Raw genomic sequence first — 18,135 nt, 5'->3', positions numbered from 1 at the left:
CGCTCGCGCACGTCTCACGTGCCAGAAGCTCAGCGGCGGAAGCTCGGGCCCCGCCTGGTCTCCTCGGACTCGCCGTAGAAGACACGATCGACGACGAGGCGCGCACGGCGTGCGAGCTTTCGATACTCCTCACCGAGTTCACGCCCGTCCCCGCGCGGCATGCCGAGCAGCGTGGCGATGCCCTCGCTGTCGCGCAGGTCCGAAGGCAACGACTCGACGGGGCGCCCCCGCCACAGCACCGACGCATTGCGCACGCGCGAGGCCATGATCCACGCCTCGGCGAGCACCTCGGCGTCGTGCTCGTCGAGCAGGTCGAGTTCGGCCAGCGCCCGGAGGGTGGAAACGGTGCTCGTCCCGCGCAGTTCCTCGTGGTCGTGGGCGTGCTCGAGCTGGTAGAGCTGCACGCACCATTCGACGTCGGAGAGTCCACCGCGGCCCAGCTTGAAGTGGGTGCGAGGGTCGGCTCCGCGCGGGATGCGCTCGGCCTCCATGCGCGCCTTGAGCGTCCGGATCTGACGGATCGACTTCTCCGAGATACCGCCCTCGGGCCAGCGAAGCGGATCGATGAGGGCCTCGAAGTCACGCCCGAGGGAGGGATCACCGACGACGAAGGCGGCGCGCAGCAGCGCCTGGGCCTCCCAACCCTCCGACCAGCGTTCGTAGTAGCTCGCGTACGAATCGATGGAGCGCACGAGCGGCCCGCTCTTGCCTTCAGGGCGCAGGTCGGCGTCGATCTCGAGCTTCGGGTCCGAGCCGGGCAGGTGCACGAGGCGACGCAACTGCGTGACGACGGCGAGCGCCTGGTCCTGGGCAGCCGAGGCGTCGGCTCCCTCGCGCGGGCGGTGGACGAAGATGACGTCGGCGTCCGAGCTGTAGCCGAGTTCGCCTCCGCCGTAACGGCCCATGCCGATGACGGCGATGTCGGTGATCTGTTCCTTCTCGCTGCCGAGCACCTCGCGCCAGGCGAGGTCGAGGCCGACCTGGAGCGTGGCGGACATGATGTCGGTGAGTGCGCCCGAGACGCCGTCGAGGTCGATCTCGTGGAGCACGTCGGCGATGGCCACGCGAGTGAGTTCGTTGCGGCGCACCGAGCGCGCCGCGAGCATCGCCTTCTCGACGTCCTGCTGGCGGCTGACGACAGACGCCATCGTCGAGGCGATGGCCGTGCGTGAGCGCGGCACGCGGCGAGAGGACTCCGCGAACAGTTTGACGCTCTCGGGTGCGCGTTCGAGAAGGTCGGCCACGTAGCGCGAGCGCGAGAGCACCTCGGCGAACAGTTCGGCGGTGCTGCCCTCGCGCAGGGTGTTGAGGTACCAGTGCGACGTGCCCAGCTCGTCACTGATGCGCCGGTAGGCCAGAAGTCCCGCGTCGGGAGTCGGGCCGTCGGCGAGCCACTGCAGGATGACCGGCATGAGGGTGCGCTGGATCTGCGCGCGACGCGTGAGGCCCGCGGTGAGCGCTTCGAGGTGACGCAGAGCGCCCGCCGGATCCGCGTACCCGAGCGCCGAGAGGCGGTCGCGAGCGCCTTCGTCGGACAGGCGCGCATCGTCGTCGTCCAGGCGCGCGACGGCCGAGAGAAGAGGCCTGTAGAAGAGCTTCTCGTGCAGGCGGCGCACGGAACGCGACAGATCGCGCCAGTGGCGCGTCACCGATTCGGCGGGGTCGCTCGTGAAGCCCACGGCGCGACCGAGACGACGCAGGTCGGCGTCGTTCGTCGGCATGAGGTGCGTGCGGCGCATCTTGCTCAGCTGGATGCGGTGTTCGAGCACGCGAAGCTGGCGATAGGACGTGTCGAGCGCCGAGGCATCCGTGCGCCCGACATAGCCCCACGAACTCAAGGTCATGAGAGCGTCGAGCGTCGAGCGTGCGCGCACCCGATCGTCGGTGCGTCCGTGCACGAGCTGGAGCAGCTGCACGGAGAACTCGATGTCGCGCAGACCACCCTGGCCGAGCTTGATCTGTCGCTCCTGCTCGTGCGAGGGAACGTGCGCCTCGACGCGTCGACGCATCGCCTGGGCGTCCTCGACGAAGTTCTCCCGCTTGCTCGCCTGCCACACCATCGGGCGGATGAGCTCGGTGTACGCCTCGCCGAGGGCCACGTCGCCCGCGACAGGCCGTGCTTTGAGCAGCGCCTGGAACTCCCAGCCCTTGGCCCAGCGCTCGTAGTACGCCTTGTGGCTCTCGAGGGTGCGCACGAGCGGACCCTGCTTGCCTTCGGGGCGCAGTGCCGCGTCGACCTGCCACAGCGAACCCTCGCCGGTGCTTGCGGAACAGGCGCGCATCATCTCGGTGGCGAGTTCGGTGGCCACCCGCAGTGCCACGTCCTCGTCAGCACCCTCGGCTGGTTCGGCGACGAAGACAACGTCGACGTCGGAGATGTAGTTGAGCTCGCGACCGCCGGTCTTGCCCATGCCGATGACGGCCAGACGCGCCTGATCGGCCCCGTCGATCCTCGTCGTGGCGATGTGCAGACCCGCCTCGAGGGCAGCGCCCGCAAGGTCCGCGAGCGAGGCCGCCGTGGCCGGCAGGACGTTGACCGCGATCTCGGTGACGTCGAGCGCCGCGATCTGCACGAGCTGACGGCGGTAGGCGACGCGCAGGGCGTCGTAGGCCGTGACCTTCTCGTCCCGACCGTCGATCTCCGCGATGAGCAGACGGGCCAGCGTGTCCTGATCCCGCCGCTGTGCGGCGACGACGTCACGCCACTGGTCGGGCTTGGCGACGAGGTGGTCACCCAGCGCGCTCGACGCACCCATGACGCCGAGAAGGCGTGCGCGGGCCTCGGTGTCACTCAACGCGTCGGCGAGCGCCTCACGCTCACCGTCGTCGAGGACCTCCCGCAGGCGAGCCAGGAGGAGCAACGCCTGATCCGGGTCGGCCACCGCCGTGACCGTGGCCAACAGCGAGCCCTGATCGAGCAGGTCCGACACCTCCGCGGCGAGGCTCTGGGCGCGCGTCGTGTCGAGGAATCCGGCGCGCCGCCAGGGCGACGAGCCTGCTCGGGCGGCGTTGGCGTTCACAGCCGACGCAGGTCCTGCTTGATCTCGAACTCCGTGACCTGGTCGCGGTAGGCGGCCCACTCGGCGCGCTTGTTGCGCAGCACGAAGTCGAAGACGTGTTCACCGAGCACCTCGGCGACGAAGTCGCTCTCCTCCATCGTGCGGATCGCTTCGTCGAGCGAGGCCGGCAGAGGCTCGATGCCCATGGCGCGACGCTCACGCTCGGTGAGGTTCCACACGTCGTCCTCGGCCTCGGGCGGCAGGTCGAGCTCGTCCTCGATGCCCTTGAGCCCGGCGCCGAGGAGGACCGAGTACGCGAGGTAGGGGTTGGCCGCGGCGTCGAGCGAACGCACCTCGACGCGGGTGCTCTGCCCCTTCGACGGCTTGTACATGGGCACGCGCACCATGGCGCTGCGGTTGTTGTGCCCCCAGCAGATGTGCGCGGGCGCCTCCGCGCCGCCCCACAGGCGCTTGTAGCTGTTGACGTACTGGTTCGTGATGGCGGTGAACTCCGGCGCGTAGCGCAGCAGTCCCGCGATGAAGTGACGGCCGGTGCGCGAGAGCTGGTAGGGCGCTCCCGGCTCGTGGAAGGCGTTCGTGTCTCCCTCGAAGAGCGAGAGGTGGGTGTGCATGCCGCTACCGGGCTCCCCCGCCATCGGCTTGGCCATGAAGCTCGCGAAGTAGCCCTGTTCGAGAGCGACCTCCTTGACGACGGCCTTGAACGTCTGGATGTTGTCGGCCATCGAGAGGGCGTCGGCGTAGCGCAGGTCGATCTCGTTCTGGCCGGGCCCGCCCTCGTGGTGGCTGAACTCGACGGAGATGCCCATGTTCTCGAGCATCGTGATGGCCGCGCGACGGAAGTCGTGCGCCGTGCCGTGCGGCACGTGGTCGAAGAAGCCCGCCGAGTCGACCGGCACCGGGCGACCGCGACGCAGTTCTTTCTCGAAGAGATAGAACTCGATCTCGGGGTGGGTGTAGAAGGTGAAGCCGAGGTCACCGGCCTTCGTCAGCGCTCGGCGCAGGACGTCACGCGGATCGGCCAGGCTCGGGCTGCCGTTCGGCAGGAGGATGTCGGCGAACATCCGGGCCGTACCGGGGTTCTCACCGCGCCACGGGAGCACCTGGAACGTCGAGGCGTCGGGGCGAAGGAGCATGTCGGCCTCGTAGACGCGGGCGAACCCGTCGATTGAGGAGCCGTCGAAGCCGATGCCCTCGGAGAACGCGCCTTCCAGTTCAGCGGGCGCGACGGCCACCGACTTGAGGGTGCCGAGCACATCCGTGAACCACAGACGGACGAATCGGATGTCACGTTCTTCGATCGTGCGCAGCACGAACTCCTGCTGTCGGTTCATGGAACTCATCCTGCCTCACTCGGCCCGCGAACGCGGAGCGGCCCCGGGGAGACTCCCCGGGGCCGCTCACATGCCGGACTCAGTTCACTTGGAGTACTTCACGTGGATGTTCATCCGATCGCGCGTCTCCCCCGAAACCGTCAGCGTGACACCGCTGCCCGCCGTCAGGGTCGAACCCGTCGGGTTGGTGGCGTCGTAGTAGTTCGTCGCCTTGCGGTCGTCGAACGTGGCCACGCCCGGTGCCGAACGCCACGTGGTGGGGACGTCGTTGCGGTGCAACGTGAGCGACGCCGTCTTTTGACGCGAGAACGGCGCGTCCCACGGCTGCAGCTTGTTCGAGACGTTCGTACCGTCGGACCACTTCATCGCCTTGGCGTGACTGTCGACCGGGAGGACGAGGCCGTGGCCGGGGTGCGTGGAAACGTTGTTGTCCTCGTACTCGTTATCGACGTACCAGACGAGCATGCCCGTCTGGAACGCGAAGTGCTCAACGAGGTTCGGCTGCGTCGTAAGGAACCCGAAGTTGTACGGCCCCGTCTTGAGGTAGCGGTCGTAGCCGTTGTACTGACGGTTCTCCGCCATGTAGTAGTGGCTCTTCTTCTCGCTCGTCGAACCGCTCGTGCGCGAGAAACCCTTGGCGACCCAGCCGTTATCGCCGGACTCGACGTCGTCCGACAGCAGCGTGGCGCCGTCGGCGACCACCTTGATGTCGTCGAGGAACGGGCCGGCCATGTGGACGCCACCGTCGGTCTGGTAGCGGAAACGGAAGTCGATCTTCTTACCCGCGTAAGCCGACAGGTCGAAGGAGAGCTGCGACCAGTTCTTGTTCTCACCGGTCACCTCCTTGCCGACCTGCGTCCACGTCGAGCCGCCGTCGGTGCTGACCTCGCCGTAGAGGAAGTCGTAGCCCTCCTCGATCTCGTACCAGGCACCGGTGGTGAGGGCGGCCGACTTCTTGCCCGTGAGGTCGATCGAGCGGGTCAACGTCGAGTTGAGGTTGTCGGCGCTGCCGCCCCACCACTCGCTCTTGCCGGACTGCGGCGTGTTGTACATCGTCGTGATCGTCTTGTCGGGAAGGCCGACGACGACCGCCTGCGGAAGCTTGGCCGAGTCACGATCACTCGGGCCGACGGCGACCTTCTGGCTCTTGCCGTACGGGACGCTCGTCGCGTCGAGCCAGCCGAGCTGCAGCTTCTCCCACGGGCCCATGTAGCCGGGGCGGGAGCCGATGTCGGTCTTGCCGTCGCCCAGCCACGAACCGGCGCTCATGAGCGACCAGTAGGAGACGTCGTTCTGCGCGCGGTTGGTTGTGTCGTAGAGGTCCGGGAGGCCGAGGTCGTGGCCGAACTCGTGGGTGAACACACCGAGGCCACCGTTCTCCGGCTCGGTGGTGTAGTCGCCGATCCACAGGCCCGTGTTGCCCAGCGGCACGCCGCCGAGCTTGTTCTGGGCCGGTCCGCTGCGGCCCGCCTCGTTCGAGTAGGCGTACCAGCGGTGCGACCAGATGGCGTCCTCGCCCTGTGCGCCGCCGCCTGCCTCCTCGCCCTCACCGGCGTGGATGGCCTGGAAGTGGTCGATGTAGCCGTCAGGCTCCTCGAAGTCGCCGTCGCCGTCGTAGTCGTAGCGGTCCCACTTGTCGTAGTCGGCGAGGTAGGCCTTGATCTGGGCGTCGGTCTTGCCGGCCTTCTTCTGCGCCTCGACCCACGCCGTGGCACTGTCGCGGATGAACGACCAAGAGCCTTCAGCCTCGCTCGTGCCATCACCCTCGACGGGGTTGTGGCCGTAGCGGGCCTCGTTGAAGGGCACCTTCACCCAGTCGCTCACGTCGCCCTTGACTGCGAAGCGGCCGTTCGACTGCTTGGCGTAGAAGTCCTTGAACGACTCACCGGCGCCGAACATCATGTCGAGGTAGTGGGAGCGGTTGAAGTCGGACTTCCACAGCGTGCTGTTGTCGTCGGTCGCGCTGCCGTCGAGCTTCTCGTCGGGCTGCTGGATCTTGTTGTGCAGGGGGCCAGCGCTGCCGCCGGTGGCGGGCTTCGTCTGGTCACCGAACTCGACGAGGAAGCTCAGAATGTTGGCTTCGCGGTTGACGTCGTACTGGACGTAGCGATCCTTCTTCTTGCCCTTGTGGCCCTTGCCGTGGTCGCCGCCCTTGACGGCGATGACCCGCTTGCCGTTGACGGTCGTCGTCGTGGCCTCGCCCTTGAGCAACGCGTCGACGGCGGCCTTGCGCAGTTCGTTCTGCTGCTCGGCGAGCGGGTTCGGCCGGTTGTCCGATCGGGCCTGCCGCTGGTTCCCCTTACCCTGCGGCGGCGATTCGGCCGAGACGGCGCTCGGGGCCACGATAAGCCCGAAGGCAGTCATGGTGCCGATGACTGTGGATGCGATACGTCGCTGTGTCATGTGTTCTCCATGGTGTTCCACACGAGGCTGCACCCGACGCGCAGCCACCCAGAAGCTACCCAGGTTGCACTCAGATACCCATGACCGGCGCCACAACGGTTTGATAACGCTACGAATGCGGATTGCGTTCTGCCGCAGGCAAGCTGGACGTCCAAATGCGTCCATTTTCATCGCAAATAGCGTCCGGCAACGGACCAATTTTTCGAACCTGACGCGAATGGCGTCCCACCACCAGCTCGCATGGCAGACCGACGCGCCGCGCGTCAATGACTACCCTTGACCCATGAGTGAAGAGGCAGCCCCCTACCGCGCGTCGGAACGCAAACGTGTGCGCACGGTGACCCTGCAGCAGATGAAGGAGCGCGGCGAGCGCTTCACGATGCTGACGTCCTACGACATGTACACCGCCGAGATCTTCGACGAAGCGGGCATCGAGACCCTCCTCATCGGCGACTCGGCCGGAAACAACGTCTACGGCTACGAGACGACGCTGCCCATCACGCTCGACGAGATGATCCCGCTCGTGCGCGCCGTCGCCGGCGCCGCCAAGCATGCCCTCGTCGTCGCCGACCTGCCGTTCGGCAGCTACCAGGAATCGCCTGCCCAGGCCTTCGCGAGCGCCGCTCGCCTCATGAAGGAGGGACGCGCGCACGCGGTCAAGCTCGAGGGCGGCGCCCACATGGCCCCCACCGTCGAGCACCTGGCGAAGAACGGTATTCCGGTCGTGGCGCACATCGGATTCACTCCGCAAAGCGAGCACGCTCTCGGCGGTTACCGCGTGCAGGGTCGCGGTGACGCTGCCGCACGGCTCGTAGAGGAGGCCAAGACCCTCGAGCGGGCGGGCGCGTTCTGCGTCCTCATGGAGATGGTGCCCGCCCCGGCGGCCAAAGCCGTGACGGAGGCGCTTCGGGTCCCGACGATCGGCATCGGCGCGGGCCCGGACTGCGACGGGCAGGTGCTCGTGTGGCAGGACTTCGCCGGTTTGCGCGACGGTCGCTACCCGCGCTTTGCCAAGAAGTTCGCCGATGTCCGCACCGTTTTGCTCGACGCCGCTCGCGCCTACCATGAGGACGTCTCCTCGGGTGCTTTTCCCGCCACTGAGCACAGTTTCGAGAACTGAATTCCGCACCACGGCGCCACTCACCTCGTGAGGTGAGTGGCGCCGTGTTCTGCCACTGCGTGTCGTGTCCCCGACCTACCGGCCGTCACGAACCGCGGGTCGCGCTCTCGGTGTCGTCCTGCGGCCGGCCGTGCGGCCACCACCCTTCGCGCACGAGGCGCGCCGGCCAGTACGCAAGTACCCCCGCGGCCGCCAAGCCGAGAAGTGCGTTGACGGCCACCGCCGGCGCCAGGCCCACGAGGGCCGTCACACCCGAGAGCGTGAGCGGTCCGAGCGTGTTGCCGGTGTCGCTCAGTTGGCGCCAGATGCCGAGGAACGCCGCGCGCCCGACATCCGGTGAGAAGTCGGCCCCCAGCGTCATGACGAGGCCCGAGCCGATTCCGTTGCCGAACCCGAGGACGCAGCTGACCGCGAGCACTGTCGCGGCCGTGTGGGTGAACGGCATGACAGCAAGTGCCGCGGCCATGAGCAGCATCGACGGCACGGCCACCGCACGCCGTCCGCGTAGGTCCATGACGCGTCCGGCCGGATAGAACACGAGCATGTCGATGCCGGCCGAGATGGCGTAGACGAGGCTCGTCGTCTGCTCGTCGAGGCCGACGTGCGCCGACCACAGCGGGATGACGACCTGGCGCGAGCCACGCACCGCCTGCACGAGCAGGACCCCGAGCCCGACCGTTGCGAAAACCGGCAGGTGGGTGCGCAGCACGTCTCGCGGCGTGACGCGCGCCGGAGTGGCGCCGCCGGCATCAAGAGCACCGGGTAGGTCCTCCATGCGGGTGGCACACCATCCCGCGAGGAGGAGGCAGGCGATGGCCAGAATCCACGCGGCCGGCACCCCGAAAATGCCGATGAGCGCGGCTCCGATGAGGGGGCCGATGAAGAAGCCGATGCGCATGACGCCGCCGAGGAGCGACAGGGCTCGCGCGCGGTGGGTGATCGGTACGGCTTCGGTGAGGTACTTCTGGCGTGCGAGGAGAAAGACCGCCGATGCCATGCCGATGACGAAGACGCCGGCGATGAGGCTCACGAGACTCGGCAGCATGGCGAGGACGCATCCGAGGGCCGCCACCAGACCGGCGAACACGAGGGCTCGGCGCTCCCCGAAGCGATCGGTGAGCCCGGAAGCGGGGATGTTCGACACGAAGGAGCCCAGCCCGAAGAGCATCGCGATGAAGGCTGCGAGCGCCACGCCCGCTCCCCTGCTCGTGGCTTCGGCCGGAATGATCGGCAGCAGTGCCCCCTCGGCCGCTCCGAACAACAGCGACGGGCCGTAGGCGGGTACAGCAAGGCGGCGCAGATCGAATCCGAGTTCCGCGCTCATCTCGCCTCCTCCCGCAAAGCGCCGACGACCCGTCGAGCATCGTACTTCGATGACCTATCTATCCCGCGTGCACCCTCGCCCACGCGCAACGGCACCCACCGGACGCGGTGGGTGCCGTTGCGGTTCGCGATGGGGCGGGTCAGTTGTCGCCCTCGAACTCGCGGTCTTCCTCGTCCCACTTCTCACTCTTGGCGTGGGCCGTGTCGAGAGCGTTGCGAGCCTCCGCCTCGGTGGCGTACGGGCCGAGCAGGTAGGACTTCGAGTTCGTCTCGCCGCCCTGCTCAACGGAGTTCGTGTCGACGTTGTACCAGTAGGCCATGCGGCTCACCTCCACTGGCGCGTGCGCGCCTCGTTGGCTCGTCGAGTCGCGTGTGACCCGACCTCTAGACTCACCCTATGACGAGTACGCGCGCGAAGATCACCCCTGGACACATCGGCCCGAAGCGCTCCGTCCCCTCATCCATCGCGCGCCCCGAGTACGTCGGGCGCAGCGAGGCCCGCGAAGGTCACGAGCGTTACGTCAAGGACGCGGAGACGATCGAGCGCATCCGCGTGGCCGGACGCATCGCCGCCGGCGCCATGGAGGAGGCCGGCAAGGCCGTCGCCCCCGGTGTCACGACCGACGAACTCGACCGCATCGCCCACGAGTACATGTGCGATCACGGCGCCTACCCCTCGACCCTCGACTACCTCGGATTCCCCAAGTCGTTGTGCACGAGCGTCAACGAGGTCATCTGCCACGGCATCCCCGACTCCACGGTTCTGGAGGACGGAGATCTCGTGAAGCTCGACGTCACGGCCTACAAGGACGGCGTACACGGCGACAACTGCGCCACCTACCTCTGCGGCGACGTCGACGAGGAATCACGGCTGCTCACCGAGCGCACGAAGGAGGCCATGATGCGCGGCATCAAGGCCGCCAAGCCGGGGCGCCAGGTCAACATCATCGGTCGCGTCATCGAGCAGTACGCCAAGCGCTTCGGGTACGGCGTCGTGCGCGATTACACCGGCCACGGCATCGGCACCGAGTTCCACAACGGGCTCATCATTCCGCACTACGACGCGGCACCTCACCACGACGACGTCATCGAGGTGGGCATGGTGTTCACCGTCGAGCCGATGCTCAACCTGGGCTCCGGCGACGCCGCAGCAGTGTGGAGCGACGGGTGGACCGTCGTGAGCCGTGACGGCTCCCGCTCCGCACAGTTCGAGAACACCGTCGTCATCACCGAGGACGGCTACGAGATCCTCACGAGCACCGAGGCCTGACGCTCGTTCTCGACGGCGCGCGGGTTGCAGCGTCCCGGTGAACCGGCACTAGTCTGACCGGAATACTTCATCGACCCCCGCGAGCCCGCACCGGGCCGCGACGAGGAGAGAGCATGACGAAGAAGTCCTACCCCCTGGGCATCGACGTGGGCGGTACCGGCATCAAAGGCGCTCCCGTCGACCTCGACACGGGCGAGTTCGTCGCCGACCGCCTCCGGATCGACACCCCCGAAGGCGCTACGCCCGGTGCCGTCGCAGATGTCATCGCCGAGATCGTCGAGCACTTCTCCGACCTCGTCGGTGACGAACCGATCGGGGTGACGATCCCGGGCGTCGTCCAGCACGGCGTCGTGCGCACGGCGGCGAACATCGACCCGGCGTGGATCGACACGAACGCCGAAGAGCTCATCGCGGCGCGCCTCGGCCGCCGCGTCACCGTCGTCAACGACGCGGATGCCGCGGGTTACGCGGAGATCCACTACGGGGCGGCCAAGGATCGTGACGGGCTCGTCGTCGTGACGACGCTCGGCACCGGTATCGGTTCGGCCGTCATCAACGACGGGCAGTTGGTGCCCAACTCCGAGTTGGGTCACCTCGAGATCGACGGCAAGGACGCCGAGAAGAAGGCTGCCCACTCGGCGAAGGAGCGCGAGGAGCTCAGCTACGAGAAGTGGGCCAAGCGCCTCACGAAGTACTACACGACGCTCGAGAACCTTCTGTGGCCCGACCTCCTCGTCGTCGGTGGCGGGGTGTCGAAGAAGGCGGACAAGTTCCTGCCCCTGCTCGAGATCCGAACGGAGATCGTGCCCGCGAGGCTGCAGAACGCCGCGGGCGTCGTCGGCGCCGCGCGTCTCGCGCACGAGGCGCACACCAACTGACCGCTGCGCCCTCGCGGGCGTGACATGACAGAAGGCCGGATTCCCGATCATTTCGGGATTCCGGCCTTCTCGTCCGTTCGGCGTGCGTGGCCGGGGTGCGGCCCGCATCGATGACGTCACCTCGTGAGTTCTGCCACCGTGCCCGCTTCGACTGCCGGGGTGGTGGCCCGCGAAGCTCGTTGAGTAGTACTCAACACCACACAGCGCAGGGTGCGCAACAACCTCATTCTTGATTGATCATTCTGTTCAAAGCGGACGGGTATGCTCTGGTCATACCGCCCATCATGATCAGGGAGACGCACATGGAACCGGCCAAGGACGCTCGCGAGCAGCACCCCGACGTCCAGTTCGACGACACCGACCGCGCACTGTTGCTCGCTCTGGACGAGGATCCCCGCATGACGACAATGGCCCTCGCGCAGCGGTGCGGACTGGCCCGGGGCACGGTGCACGCGCGTCTCGAACGCTTCCGCGAGGCCGGCGTCCTGCGCCTCAACAGCGCCCGCGTCGATCCCGCCAGGCTCGGGCGTCCGCTCAGCGCCATGGTTGCTGTCGAGCTCGACCAGCACGACATCGACGGTGCGATCGCCGCCCTCTCCCGGGTACCCGAGGTGCTCGAGTGCTTCGCGCCCGCAGGCGAGACCGACCTCCTCGTGCGCGTTGTCGCACGCGACCCGGACGACCTCTACCGGGTGAGTGAGGATGTGCGCCTGTGTCCGGGTGTCACTCGGACCCGCACGAGCGTGTACCTGCGTCGAGTCATCCCCTACCGCGTCGGGCCGTTGCTGCGCGAGGGCCTGCCGAAGAACAGGCTTTCGAAGAAGAGTTGAACCGGGCCGACGGGTGTCGGCAGAGGCACTGTCGGCCTAGTCTCGAGAAAGCAGGTCGCTTCGACACCCGCTCGAGAGGACATGACGATGACCGACCCGAAGAAGAAGCTCAGCGCCGCTGAGGTCCGTGAGACTGCCCCGGCCAGCTGGGCGCAGATCATGGGTTCCCTCAAGGCGCGCTACGCGACGAAGGACTTCGCGACGGGTCTCGCCCTCGTCGATCGCATCGGTGCGTCCGCGGAGGAGATGGATCACCACCCCGACATCACGCTCACGTACACCGATGTCGTGGTGTCGCTCGTCAGCCACGACGTCGGCGGGCTCACGAGTCGCGATCTGGCTCTGGCGAAGACCGTCGGCGACCACGCACGCGATCTCGGCGTCGAGGCTGACGTCGCGGGTCTCACCCAGCCCGACTTCGGTTTGGACACGCGCCGTCACGATGACCTCGGCCCGTTCTACGCGGCGCTGCTCGGCTCGTCACTGAAGAACGGCGAGCCGGTGGACTCCACAGGTCAGGTTCCGACGGTGTGGTGGCAGAACCCGGACGAGGACGAGGGCGGCCCCCAGCTTCCGCCGTCCGAGGTCGAGCAGCGCTGGCACATCGACGTATGGGTCGCGGCCGACGCTGCGCAACAGCGTCTCGCGGCCGTCCTCGACGCCGGCGGGCGCCTCGTCAGCGATGCCGCGGCACCTGCGTACTGGGTGGTCGAGGACGCCGACGGCAACCGTCACTGCATCTGTACCCCCGAGGGCCGCTGACGACTCACGTCGCAGCCGCTTGCTCGGCGTGTGACTTGAGCGCGGCGACAGCATCGCTCGGGTGTTCGAGTGCCAACGCGATGCCAGTGACTTGACGCTCAGCTCCGAGCAAGCTGACGACTCGCACCGGTTCGGCGAGTTCGATCCGGACGTTCGGCGGGGCCATAGGACGCTCGATCACGAGGCATGAGCGCGGTGGGTCTGCAAGCGCCCCGATCGGTGTCACGGAACTCACGAGGCGCCAGGGCACCTCGGCCACGGTGAGCGGTGCGACTCGCAGATGCAGCATGTCGGCCGTCAGCACGTGGGGGTAGGCCCTTAGCGTGGCCACCCAGCCGATCGTCCGCCAGATCCCGTACAGGGATAGGGCGAGGACGAGCCACCTAACCCCCGCGAATGCAGCGACTCGATGCCAAGGAACGGCAGTGTGAACCGCTGCCGCTTCCACGGCCATCACGGCGATGAGAACACCCATCACAGGCGCCTCTCCGTCGGGTGCGTGCAGACCAGTGGCCCGATCGGTAGATCAGGGCGGCCACCCCATCGCAGCCACACACCTCGCGCGAGTGAGAGCTCGAGCGTGATGAGACGGTCAATTCGGCGCGGCAGCGGCCCCGCAAGCGCCGCTTCCATCCGTTGCGACCACAGGCCACTCAGGCTCGCATAGGCACGAACGGCAGCGAACACGGCCCAGACGGCTAGGGCCAGCTCGACGACGATGACGGCAACGATGAGATGGCGAAGCCCGCTTCCGCCCGTGACCGCGAGCAGGACCTCCGCGAGCAATACGAGGCCGAGCGCGACCGATACCCATCGGCGCCTCGCGGCGTCCCGTTGCGCGCGTCGAGCACGACCTGACGAATCCTCGTCCGATCCGCCGGGCTCACTCCGAGGAAGCGACACCACACCTCGAAGGCCGGGCCCAGCTTCGCAGTACGCACGAGGACACGCAGTTCGTGCGGCCATTGGGCTGGTGGTGGAACTCGCCCGAGGCGAGCAGCCGTCTCGTACGCCGAGGTGAGTGCCGCGAGCACCCGCCCGTCGCCGTCCCGCCGCCTCACAAGATCGAGGGCGCGGCGTTCGGCGCGGACGAGGCTCTCCGGAAGCCCGATCCGGGCCGCGGCATCCTCCGGCGCCGTTACGGCCTGGTCGTAGACCGCGGCGAACTCGTGCTCATGGGCCAGCATCGCCTCCAGCTTGGAGATGCGCACTTCGATCGCCGCGCGTTCCACCATGGCCTTGTTCAGTGCGACCTGTAGGCGATCCCTCGTGTCCCGGCCCGAATGAGCCGCGTCCTTGAGCGAAACTCCCACATCCGCGAGCGCCCGCAGGGCGAGCAACCGGTCCACGTCGTCACAGTCATAGACCCGATACCCGCTCGGTGATCGTGCGGGCTCGGGCAGCACGCCAACCCGGTGGTCGTGACGGATAGCCCGCGGGCTGACCCCGGCGAGGGCGGCCAGCTCACCGATCAAGAAGAAGCCCGGCATGTCGCTCATGGGTTCATCCTCGACGTTGTCGCCACGTCAAGGTCAAGAAGGCAACGAAGTTCGCGACCTCGAACGCCCATGAAGAGGCCGGTCAAGACGCGAGCCCGCCCCGGACCGGCCTTCGATGGTGCCCTGGCGTCAGCCGAGCTTGTTCCACTTCGCCGCGGAGCGCCTGGCCTTCACGTCGCTCGCCTTCGAGCGGGCGCCCGACGCTGCGCCGGCGAGAGTTGCCTTGGGGTCGTTCTTGAGATTGGCGACCGTTTTCTTCGCGGCGGGAACGCCGTGCTTGAGGGTCGAGCGGACTACCGGAAGCGCCGTCGCGAAGACGGGGAAGAGCGGCGAGAGAGCCTTGTCGTAGGTGCCGACGAGCATGTCCTCGTGCTTGGCGAACTGACGCTTGAAATCGGAGATACCATCGTTAAGCAGCCCGTTGAAGTCGTAGCGCTCGACGCCCTGTTCCTTGACGTGCTTCATCGCCCAGAACTTGAGGCCGTAGTTGAGGCGCAGCTTCATGCCGCGCGGGTTGACGCCGCCGTAGAGCTCGAACGCCGTCTTGCCCGAGACGACGAGCCAGACGAAGGCGACAACCTCGTCACCCTCCCAGGCCGCGATGAGCTGCGAAGCCGGGCCCATGAAATCGCGGATCTGCTCGTGGTAGAGGTCGGAGTGGACGGCGAAGTTGGCGCGCTTCGCGGTCTCCTTGTTGATGGCCAGCACCTGGTCGAGGTCGGCCCGCTCGGTGACGAGGCCGAAGCGCACGTTCTCGGCCTTGAACGACTTGCGCACATTCTGACGGGTGGAGCTCGACAGCTCCTTCATGATGGTGTCCTCGTCGCGCGTCACGTCCACGATGAGAGTGCGCGGGATGAGCCCCGTGTTCTCGCTGCGCTTGTAGCCCGCAGCTTCGACATCGGCCAGCCAGTCCGAGGACGGTGCCGCAATCCTCTCGGCGAGGTCTTCGTCCGAAACGCCCTTCTCCAGCGGGGAGAAGGGGGCCTCCCAATCGGGTTCGATCGTGATGCCGATCGGCCCGTGGGTGCGCTTGACGTAGTCGGCGAGTGCCTCGACGACGCGGCCACGGTCGGCCTCTTGGGCCTGCGGGCCACGCGGGACGTACGCGAGTGACTTGAACGGCTGCGGCAGCGTGCGAAGCAGCACCTGCGCGGAGCCGACGATCCGTGCGCCGTCACGCACGACGACCCGGTCGGCACTCCACTCGTATTGCGACTTCAACTCGCCCCATCCCCACAGCTGCAGGGGGTGTCCGCCGGAGGAGTTGACAAGATCGTCCCACTCGTCGCGGTCGTGGCAGGGGGTCACCGTGAGCGTCATGTGAGTCAGGCTATCGGCTCACGGCGACCCGCTCGAAACGTCCACGCCGGGCGGCCGCTCCGTTCAGGAGAGCGCGGCGCTCTCTCCCTCGGGAACCTCGATGACCTCGACGCCACCGTCGAGACCGTAGTCGCGTACGTGCCCGAGGTAGAGGCCGCGCGCTCGGTCCGCCGCCACCTTGTCGTGGATCGGAATGACGTGCTTCGGCTCGACGGCTCGCACGAACGCGATCGTCTCGCGCACGGCGGACCACGGGGCCACCAGGGGAAGACAGAGATAGTCGACGTTCTCGGGGCGCCCCTCGAGGGAGTCGCCGGGGTGGAACAGGCGCGGCTCCCCGTCGCCGCTCGCCACGATGCCGACATTGCTGATCCGCTCGATGTACGGGTGGATCTCGGCGTGCGTCGCACCCACGCCTTCGAAGCGCGCGCCCTTGACGGAGAAGGTCTCCCCCGCCTTCGTCGCCGTGACGTCGAGGCCCTTGTCGCGCAGCTGCTCGGCGGTCTGTGGGTCGGCGAACCACGCGGCGTCGGGGTTGGCCTCGCGCAGGGCGTCGAGGCGGTCGGGGTCGAGGTGATCCGGGTGTTGGTGCGTCACGACGATCGCGTCGACGCCCGCAACGTCGTCGAAGGAGCTGAACGTGCCCGGGTCGAACAGAACGGTCGCGTCGGCGACGGAAAGTTCGACGCACGAATGTCCATGGTGCGTGAGCTTCATGTCCTCACGGTAGGCACACACGCCGCGGTGTGGGAAGGAGGGCGTGACCTTCGCGCGAAGCGAATGCCGATTCGCCTGGACCCCAACGCCTTAAGGGCGTTGTCGGTGGCTGCGGATAGGCTGACGGACGTGGACTTCATCACCGATCAGCCCCCGTACGACCTCACGTACAACGACGTCTTCATGGTGCCGTCGCGCTCGCACGTGACGAGTCGCCTCGACGTCGACCTCACGACGCCCGACGGCGTGGGCACCACGATCCCGCTCGTCGTGGCCAACATGACCGCGATCTCCGGCCGACGCATGGCGGAGACGATCGCGCGCCGCGGCGGCATCGCCGTCCTTCCCCAGGACATTCCGATCGCAGCCGTCCAGGAAACGATCCGGGACGTCAAGGCGAGCCACACGGTCTACGAGACGCCGGTGACGATCGCCCCCACCGCTCCGGTCTCCGACGTCCTCGCGCTCCTCGGCAAGCGCGCTCACCGCATGGCTGTCGTCGTCGACGACGAGAACACGCCGCTCGGCCTCGTGAGCGAGAAGCACTGCCTCGAGGTCGACCGTTTCTCCGTCATCGCCGACGTCATGTCGAAGGACATCACTGTCGTCGAGGCGGGCGGCGACCTGCAGGACACATTCGATCTGCTTGAACGCGAACACCGCGATCTCGCGGTCGTCGTGGAGAACGACGCGCTCGTCGGTGTGCTCACCAAACGGGGCATTCTGCGTTCGACGATCTACTCCCCGGCTCTCGACCCACAGGGGCGCCTCGCCATCGGTGTGGCCATCGGCATCAACGGTGACGTCGAGACAAAGGCCCGCGCGATGCTGGAGTCCCACGCCGACGTGCTCGTCGTGGACACCGCGCACGGTCACCAGGAGAAGATGATCGAGGCGCTCGGCACGGTGCGTCGCGTGCGTGACGAGTTCGAGGCCGCGAACGGGCGTCGCGTACCGATCGCGGCGGGCAACGTCGTGACGGCTGACGGCGCGCGTGACCTCGTCGAGGCAGGCGCCGACATCATCAAGGTGGGCGTCGGGCCGGGCGCCATGTGCACGACGCGCATGATGACCGGCGTGGGCCGTCCCCAGTTCTCCGCGGTGCTCGAGTGCGCTGCAGCAGCCAGTGAACTCGGCGCTCACGTGTGGGCCGACGGCGGCGTGAAGTACCCGCGTGACGTCGCGCTCGCGCTGGCCGCCGGCGGCGCGTCCGTCATGATCGGTTCCTGGTTCGCCGGCACTTGGGAGTCTCCCGGCGACCTCAACCGTGACGCCGACGGGCGCCTCTACAAGGAGTCGTTCGGCATGGCCTCGGCCCGTGCGGTGCGCAACCGCACGTCCGCCCAGGGGGCGTTCGATCGTGCTCGTTCGGCCCTGTTCGAGGAGGGCATCTCGAGCTCGCGTATGTACCTCGACGATCAGCGTCCCGGAGTCGAGGATCTTCTCGACTCGATCATCGCGGGCGTGCGCAGTTCGTTCACGTACGCGGGCGCCAAGAACATCGAGGAGTTCCACGCGAAAGCTCGCATCGGTGTTCAGAGCGCGTCCGGCTACGACGAGGGGCGCCCGCGTCACACGAGCTGGTGACCTGGCCCTGACGCTGTGCTGCCCCCACCCGAGACGATTCGGGCGGGGGCAGCTGTTGTTCAACTCGCCGAG

The 18,135-nt window shown here is 67.6% G+C and carries 15 protein-coding genes; 6 read left to right on the top strand and 9 right to left on the bottom strand.

The window, feature by feature from the left end:
- Positions 1–29: 29 nt before the first annotated feature.
- From IM689_RS05495 to IM689_RS05485, 3 genes are all read right to left on the bottom strand, one after another.
- Positions 30–3,020: a bifunctional [glutamine synthetase] adenylyltransferase/[glutamine synthetase]-adenylyl-L-tyrosine phosphorylase gene (locus IM689_RS05495; protein ID WP_193643192.1), complete on the bottom strand. Its 2,991-nt coding sequence runs from the start codon at positions 3,018–3,020 to the stop codon at positions 30–32.
- Positions 3,017–4,351 (bottom strand): type I glutamate--ammonia ligase, encoded by a 1,335-nt coding sequence (gene glnA, locus IM689_RS05490; RefSeq protein WP_193643191.1) that lies wholly within the window; start codon positions 4,349–4,351, stop codon positions 3,017–3,019. Before glnA ends, IM689_RS05495 begins: the two co-directional genes overlap by 4 nt.
- Positions 4,352–4,435: 84 nt before the next feature.
- On the bottom strand, positions 4,436–6,754 hold the full coding sequence (locus IM689_RS05485; protein ID WP_193643190.1) for an immune inhibitor A domain-containing protein: 2,319 nt from the start codon (positions 6,752–6,754) through the stop codon (positions 4,436–4,438).
- 283 nt (positions 6,755–7,037) lie between these two features.
- Between IM689_RS05485 and panB the strand changes: the two genes are divergently transcribed.
- On the top strand, positions 7,038–7,874 hold the full coding sequence (panB, locus tag IM689_RS05480; protein WP_193643189.1) for a 3-methyl-2-oxobutanoate hydroxymethyltransferase: 837 nt from the start codon (positions 7,038–7,040) through the stop codon (positions 7,872–7,874).
- Positions 7,875–7,959: 85 nt separating this feature from the next.
- Here the strand turns inward: panB and IM689_RS05475 are convergent, their stop codons facing one another.
- Both IM689_RS05475 and IM689_RS05470 read right to left on the bottom strand, forming a co-directional pair.
- Complete coding sequence (locus IM689_RS05475; protein WP_193643188.1) at positions 7,960–9,198, bottom strand: MFS transporter; 1,239 nt, start codon at positions 9,196–9,198, stop codon at positions 7,960–7,962.
- A 139-nt stretch (positions 9,199–9,337) separates the two neighbouring features.
- Positions 9,338–9,517: a methionine aminopeptidase gene (locus tag IM689_RS05470; RefSeq protein WP_129665416.1), complete on the bottom strand. Its 180-nt coding sequence runs from the start codon at positions 9,515–9,517 to the stop codon at positions 9,338–9,340.
- A 77-nt stretch (positions 9,518–9,594) separates the two neighbouring features.
- Here IM689_RS05470 and map point away from each other — a divergent pair, with 77 nt between their 5' ends.
- The 4 genes from map (at position 9,595) to IM689_RS05450 (ending at position 12,937) form a co-directional block, all read left to right on the top strand.
- Positions 9,595–10,467: a type I methionyl aminopeptidase gene (map, locus tag IM689_RS05465; RefSeq protein ID WP_129665414.1), complete on the top strand. Its 873-nt coding sequence runs from the start codon at positions 9,595–9,597 to the stop codon at positions 10,465–10,467.
- 113 nt (positions 10,468–10,580) lie between these two features.
- Complete coding sequence (ppgK, locus tag IM689_RS05460) at positions 10,581–11,345, top strand: polyphosphate--glucose phosphotransferase (RefSeq protein WP_193643187.1); 765 nt, start codon at positions 10,581–10,583, stop codon at positions 11,343–11,345.
- 302 nt (positions 11,346–11,647) lie between these two features.
- Entirely contained in the window at positions 11,648–12,175 is a 528-nt protein-coding gene (locus IM689_RS05455; RefSeq protein ID WP_193643186.1) for an Lrp/AsnC family transcriptional regulator, read from the top strand.
- A gap of 87 nt (positions 12,176–12,262) precedes the next feature.
- Complete coding sequence (locus tag IM689_RS05450; RefSeq protein WP_227484471.1) at positions 12,263–12,937, top strand: 4a-hydroxytetrahydrobiopterin dehydratase; 675 nt, start codon at positions 12,263–12,265, stop codon at positions 12,935–12,937.
- A gap of 4 nt (positions 12,938–12,941) precedes the next feature.
- On the opposite strand, the gene IM689_RS05445 is transcribed toward IM689_RS05450, so the two are convergent.
- The 4 genes from IM689_RS05445 to IM689_RS05430 form a co-directional block, all read right to left on the bottom strand.
- Entirely contained in the window at positions 12,942–13,268 is a 327-nt protein-coding gene (locus IM689_RS05445; RefSeq protein WP_193643184.1) for a hypothetical protein, read from the bottom strand.
- Between the two features lie 367 nt (positions 13,269–13,635).
- Positions 13,636–14,436 carry a MerR family transcriptional regulator gene (locus IM689_RS05440; protein ID WP_227484470.1) on the bottom strand — a complete coding sequence of 267 codons (801 nt, stop codon included), beginning with the start codon at positions 14,434–14,436 and terminating at the stop codon, positions 13,636–13,638.
- 129 nt (positions 14,437–14,565) lie between these two features.
- The gene (locus tag IM689_RS05435; protein WP_193643183.1) at positions 14,566–15,759 is read right to left on the bottom strand and encodes a lipid II:glycine glycyltransferase FemX; all 1,194 of its coding nucleotides are present in this window, start codon (positions 15,757–15,759) and stop codon (positions 14,566–14,568) included.
- Positions 15,760–15,822: 63 nt separating this feature from the next.
- On the bottom strand, positions 15,823–16,476 hold the full coding sequence (locus IM689_RS05430; protein WP_193643182.1) for an MBL fold metallo-hydrolase: 654 nt from the start codon (positions 16,474–16,476) through the stop codon (positions 15,823–15,825).
- A gap of 129 nt (positions 16,477–16,605) precedes the next feature.
- On the opposite strand from IM689_RS05430, the gene IM689_RS05425 reads away from it, so the two are divergent.
- A complete protein-coding gene (locus IM689_RS05425) occupies positions 16,606–18,063 on the top strand; it encodes a GuaB1 family IMP dehydrogenase-related protein (protein WP_193643181.1) in 1,458 nt (485 codons plus the stop codon).
- The last annotated feature ends 72 nt before the right edge of the window (positions 18,064–18,135 follow it).

The sequence above is a fragment of the Dermacoccus barathri genome, assembly GCF_015070805.1.
Taxonomy (GTDB): Bacteria; Actinomycetota; Actinomycetes; order Actinomycetales; family Dermatophilaceae; genus Dermacoccus; species Dermacoccus abyssi.
The sequence above is the reverse complement of the archived record's forward strand: the minus strand, read 5'-3'. Positions and strand labels throughout refer to the sequence as shown.

Bases quoted from the DNA above. Each gene is read 5' to 3' on its own strand.
- glnA (WP_193643191.1), bottom strand. From the start codon at position 4,351: ATGAACCGACAGCAGGAGTTCGTGCTGCGCACGATCGAAGAACGTGAC.
- IM689_RS05485 (WP_193643190.1), bottom strand. From the start codon at position 6,754: ATGACACAGCGACGTATCGCATCCACAGTCATCGGCACCATGACTGCC.
- panB (WP_193643189.1), top strand. From the start codon at position 7,038: ATGAGTGAAGAGGCAGCCCCCTACCGCGCGTCGGAACGCAAACGTGTG.
- IM689_RS05475 (WP_193643188.1), bottom strand. From the start codon at position 9,198: ATGAGCGCGGAACTCGGATTCGATCTGCGCCGCCTTGCTGTACCCGCC.
- IM689_RS05470 (WP_129665416.1), bottom strand. From the start codon at position 9,517: ATGGCCTACTGGTACAACGTCGACACGAACTCCGTTGAGCAGGGCGGC.
- map (WP_129665414.1), top strand. From the start codon at position 9,595: ATGACGAGTACGCGCGCGAAGATCACCCCTGGACACATCGGCCCGAAG.
- ppgK (WP_193643187.1), top strand. From the start codon at position 10,581: ATGACGAAGAAGTCCTACCCCCTGGGCATCGACGTGGGCGGTACCGGC.
- IM689_RS05455 (WP_193643186.1), top strand. From the start codon at position 11,648: ATGGAACCGGCCAAGGACGCTCGCGAGCAGCACCCCGACGTCCAGTTC.
- IM689_RS05450 (WP_227484471.1), top strand. From the start codon at position 12,263: ATGACCGACCCGAAGAAGAAGCTCAGCGCCGCTGAGGTCCGTGAGACT.
- IM689_RS05440 (WP_227484470.1), bottom strand. From the start codon at position 14,436: ATGAGCGACATGCCGGGCTTCTTCTTGATCGGTGAGCTGGCCGCCCTC.
- IM689_RS05435 (WP_193643183.1), bottom strand. From the start codon at position 15,759: ATGACGCTCACGGTGACCCCCTGCCACGACCGCGACGAGTGGGACGAT.
- IM689_RS05430 (WP_193643182.1), bottom strand. From the start codon at position 16,476: ATGAAGCTCACGCACCATGGACATTCGTGCGTCGAACTTTCCGTCGCC.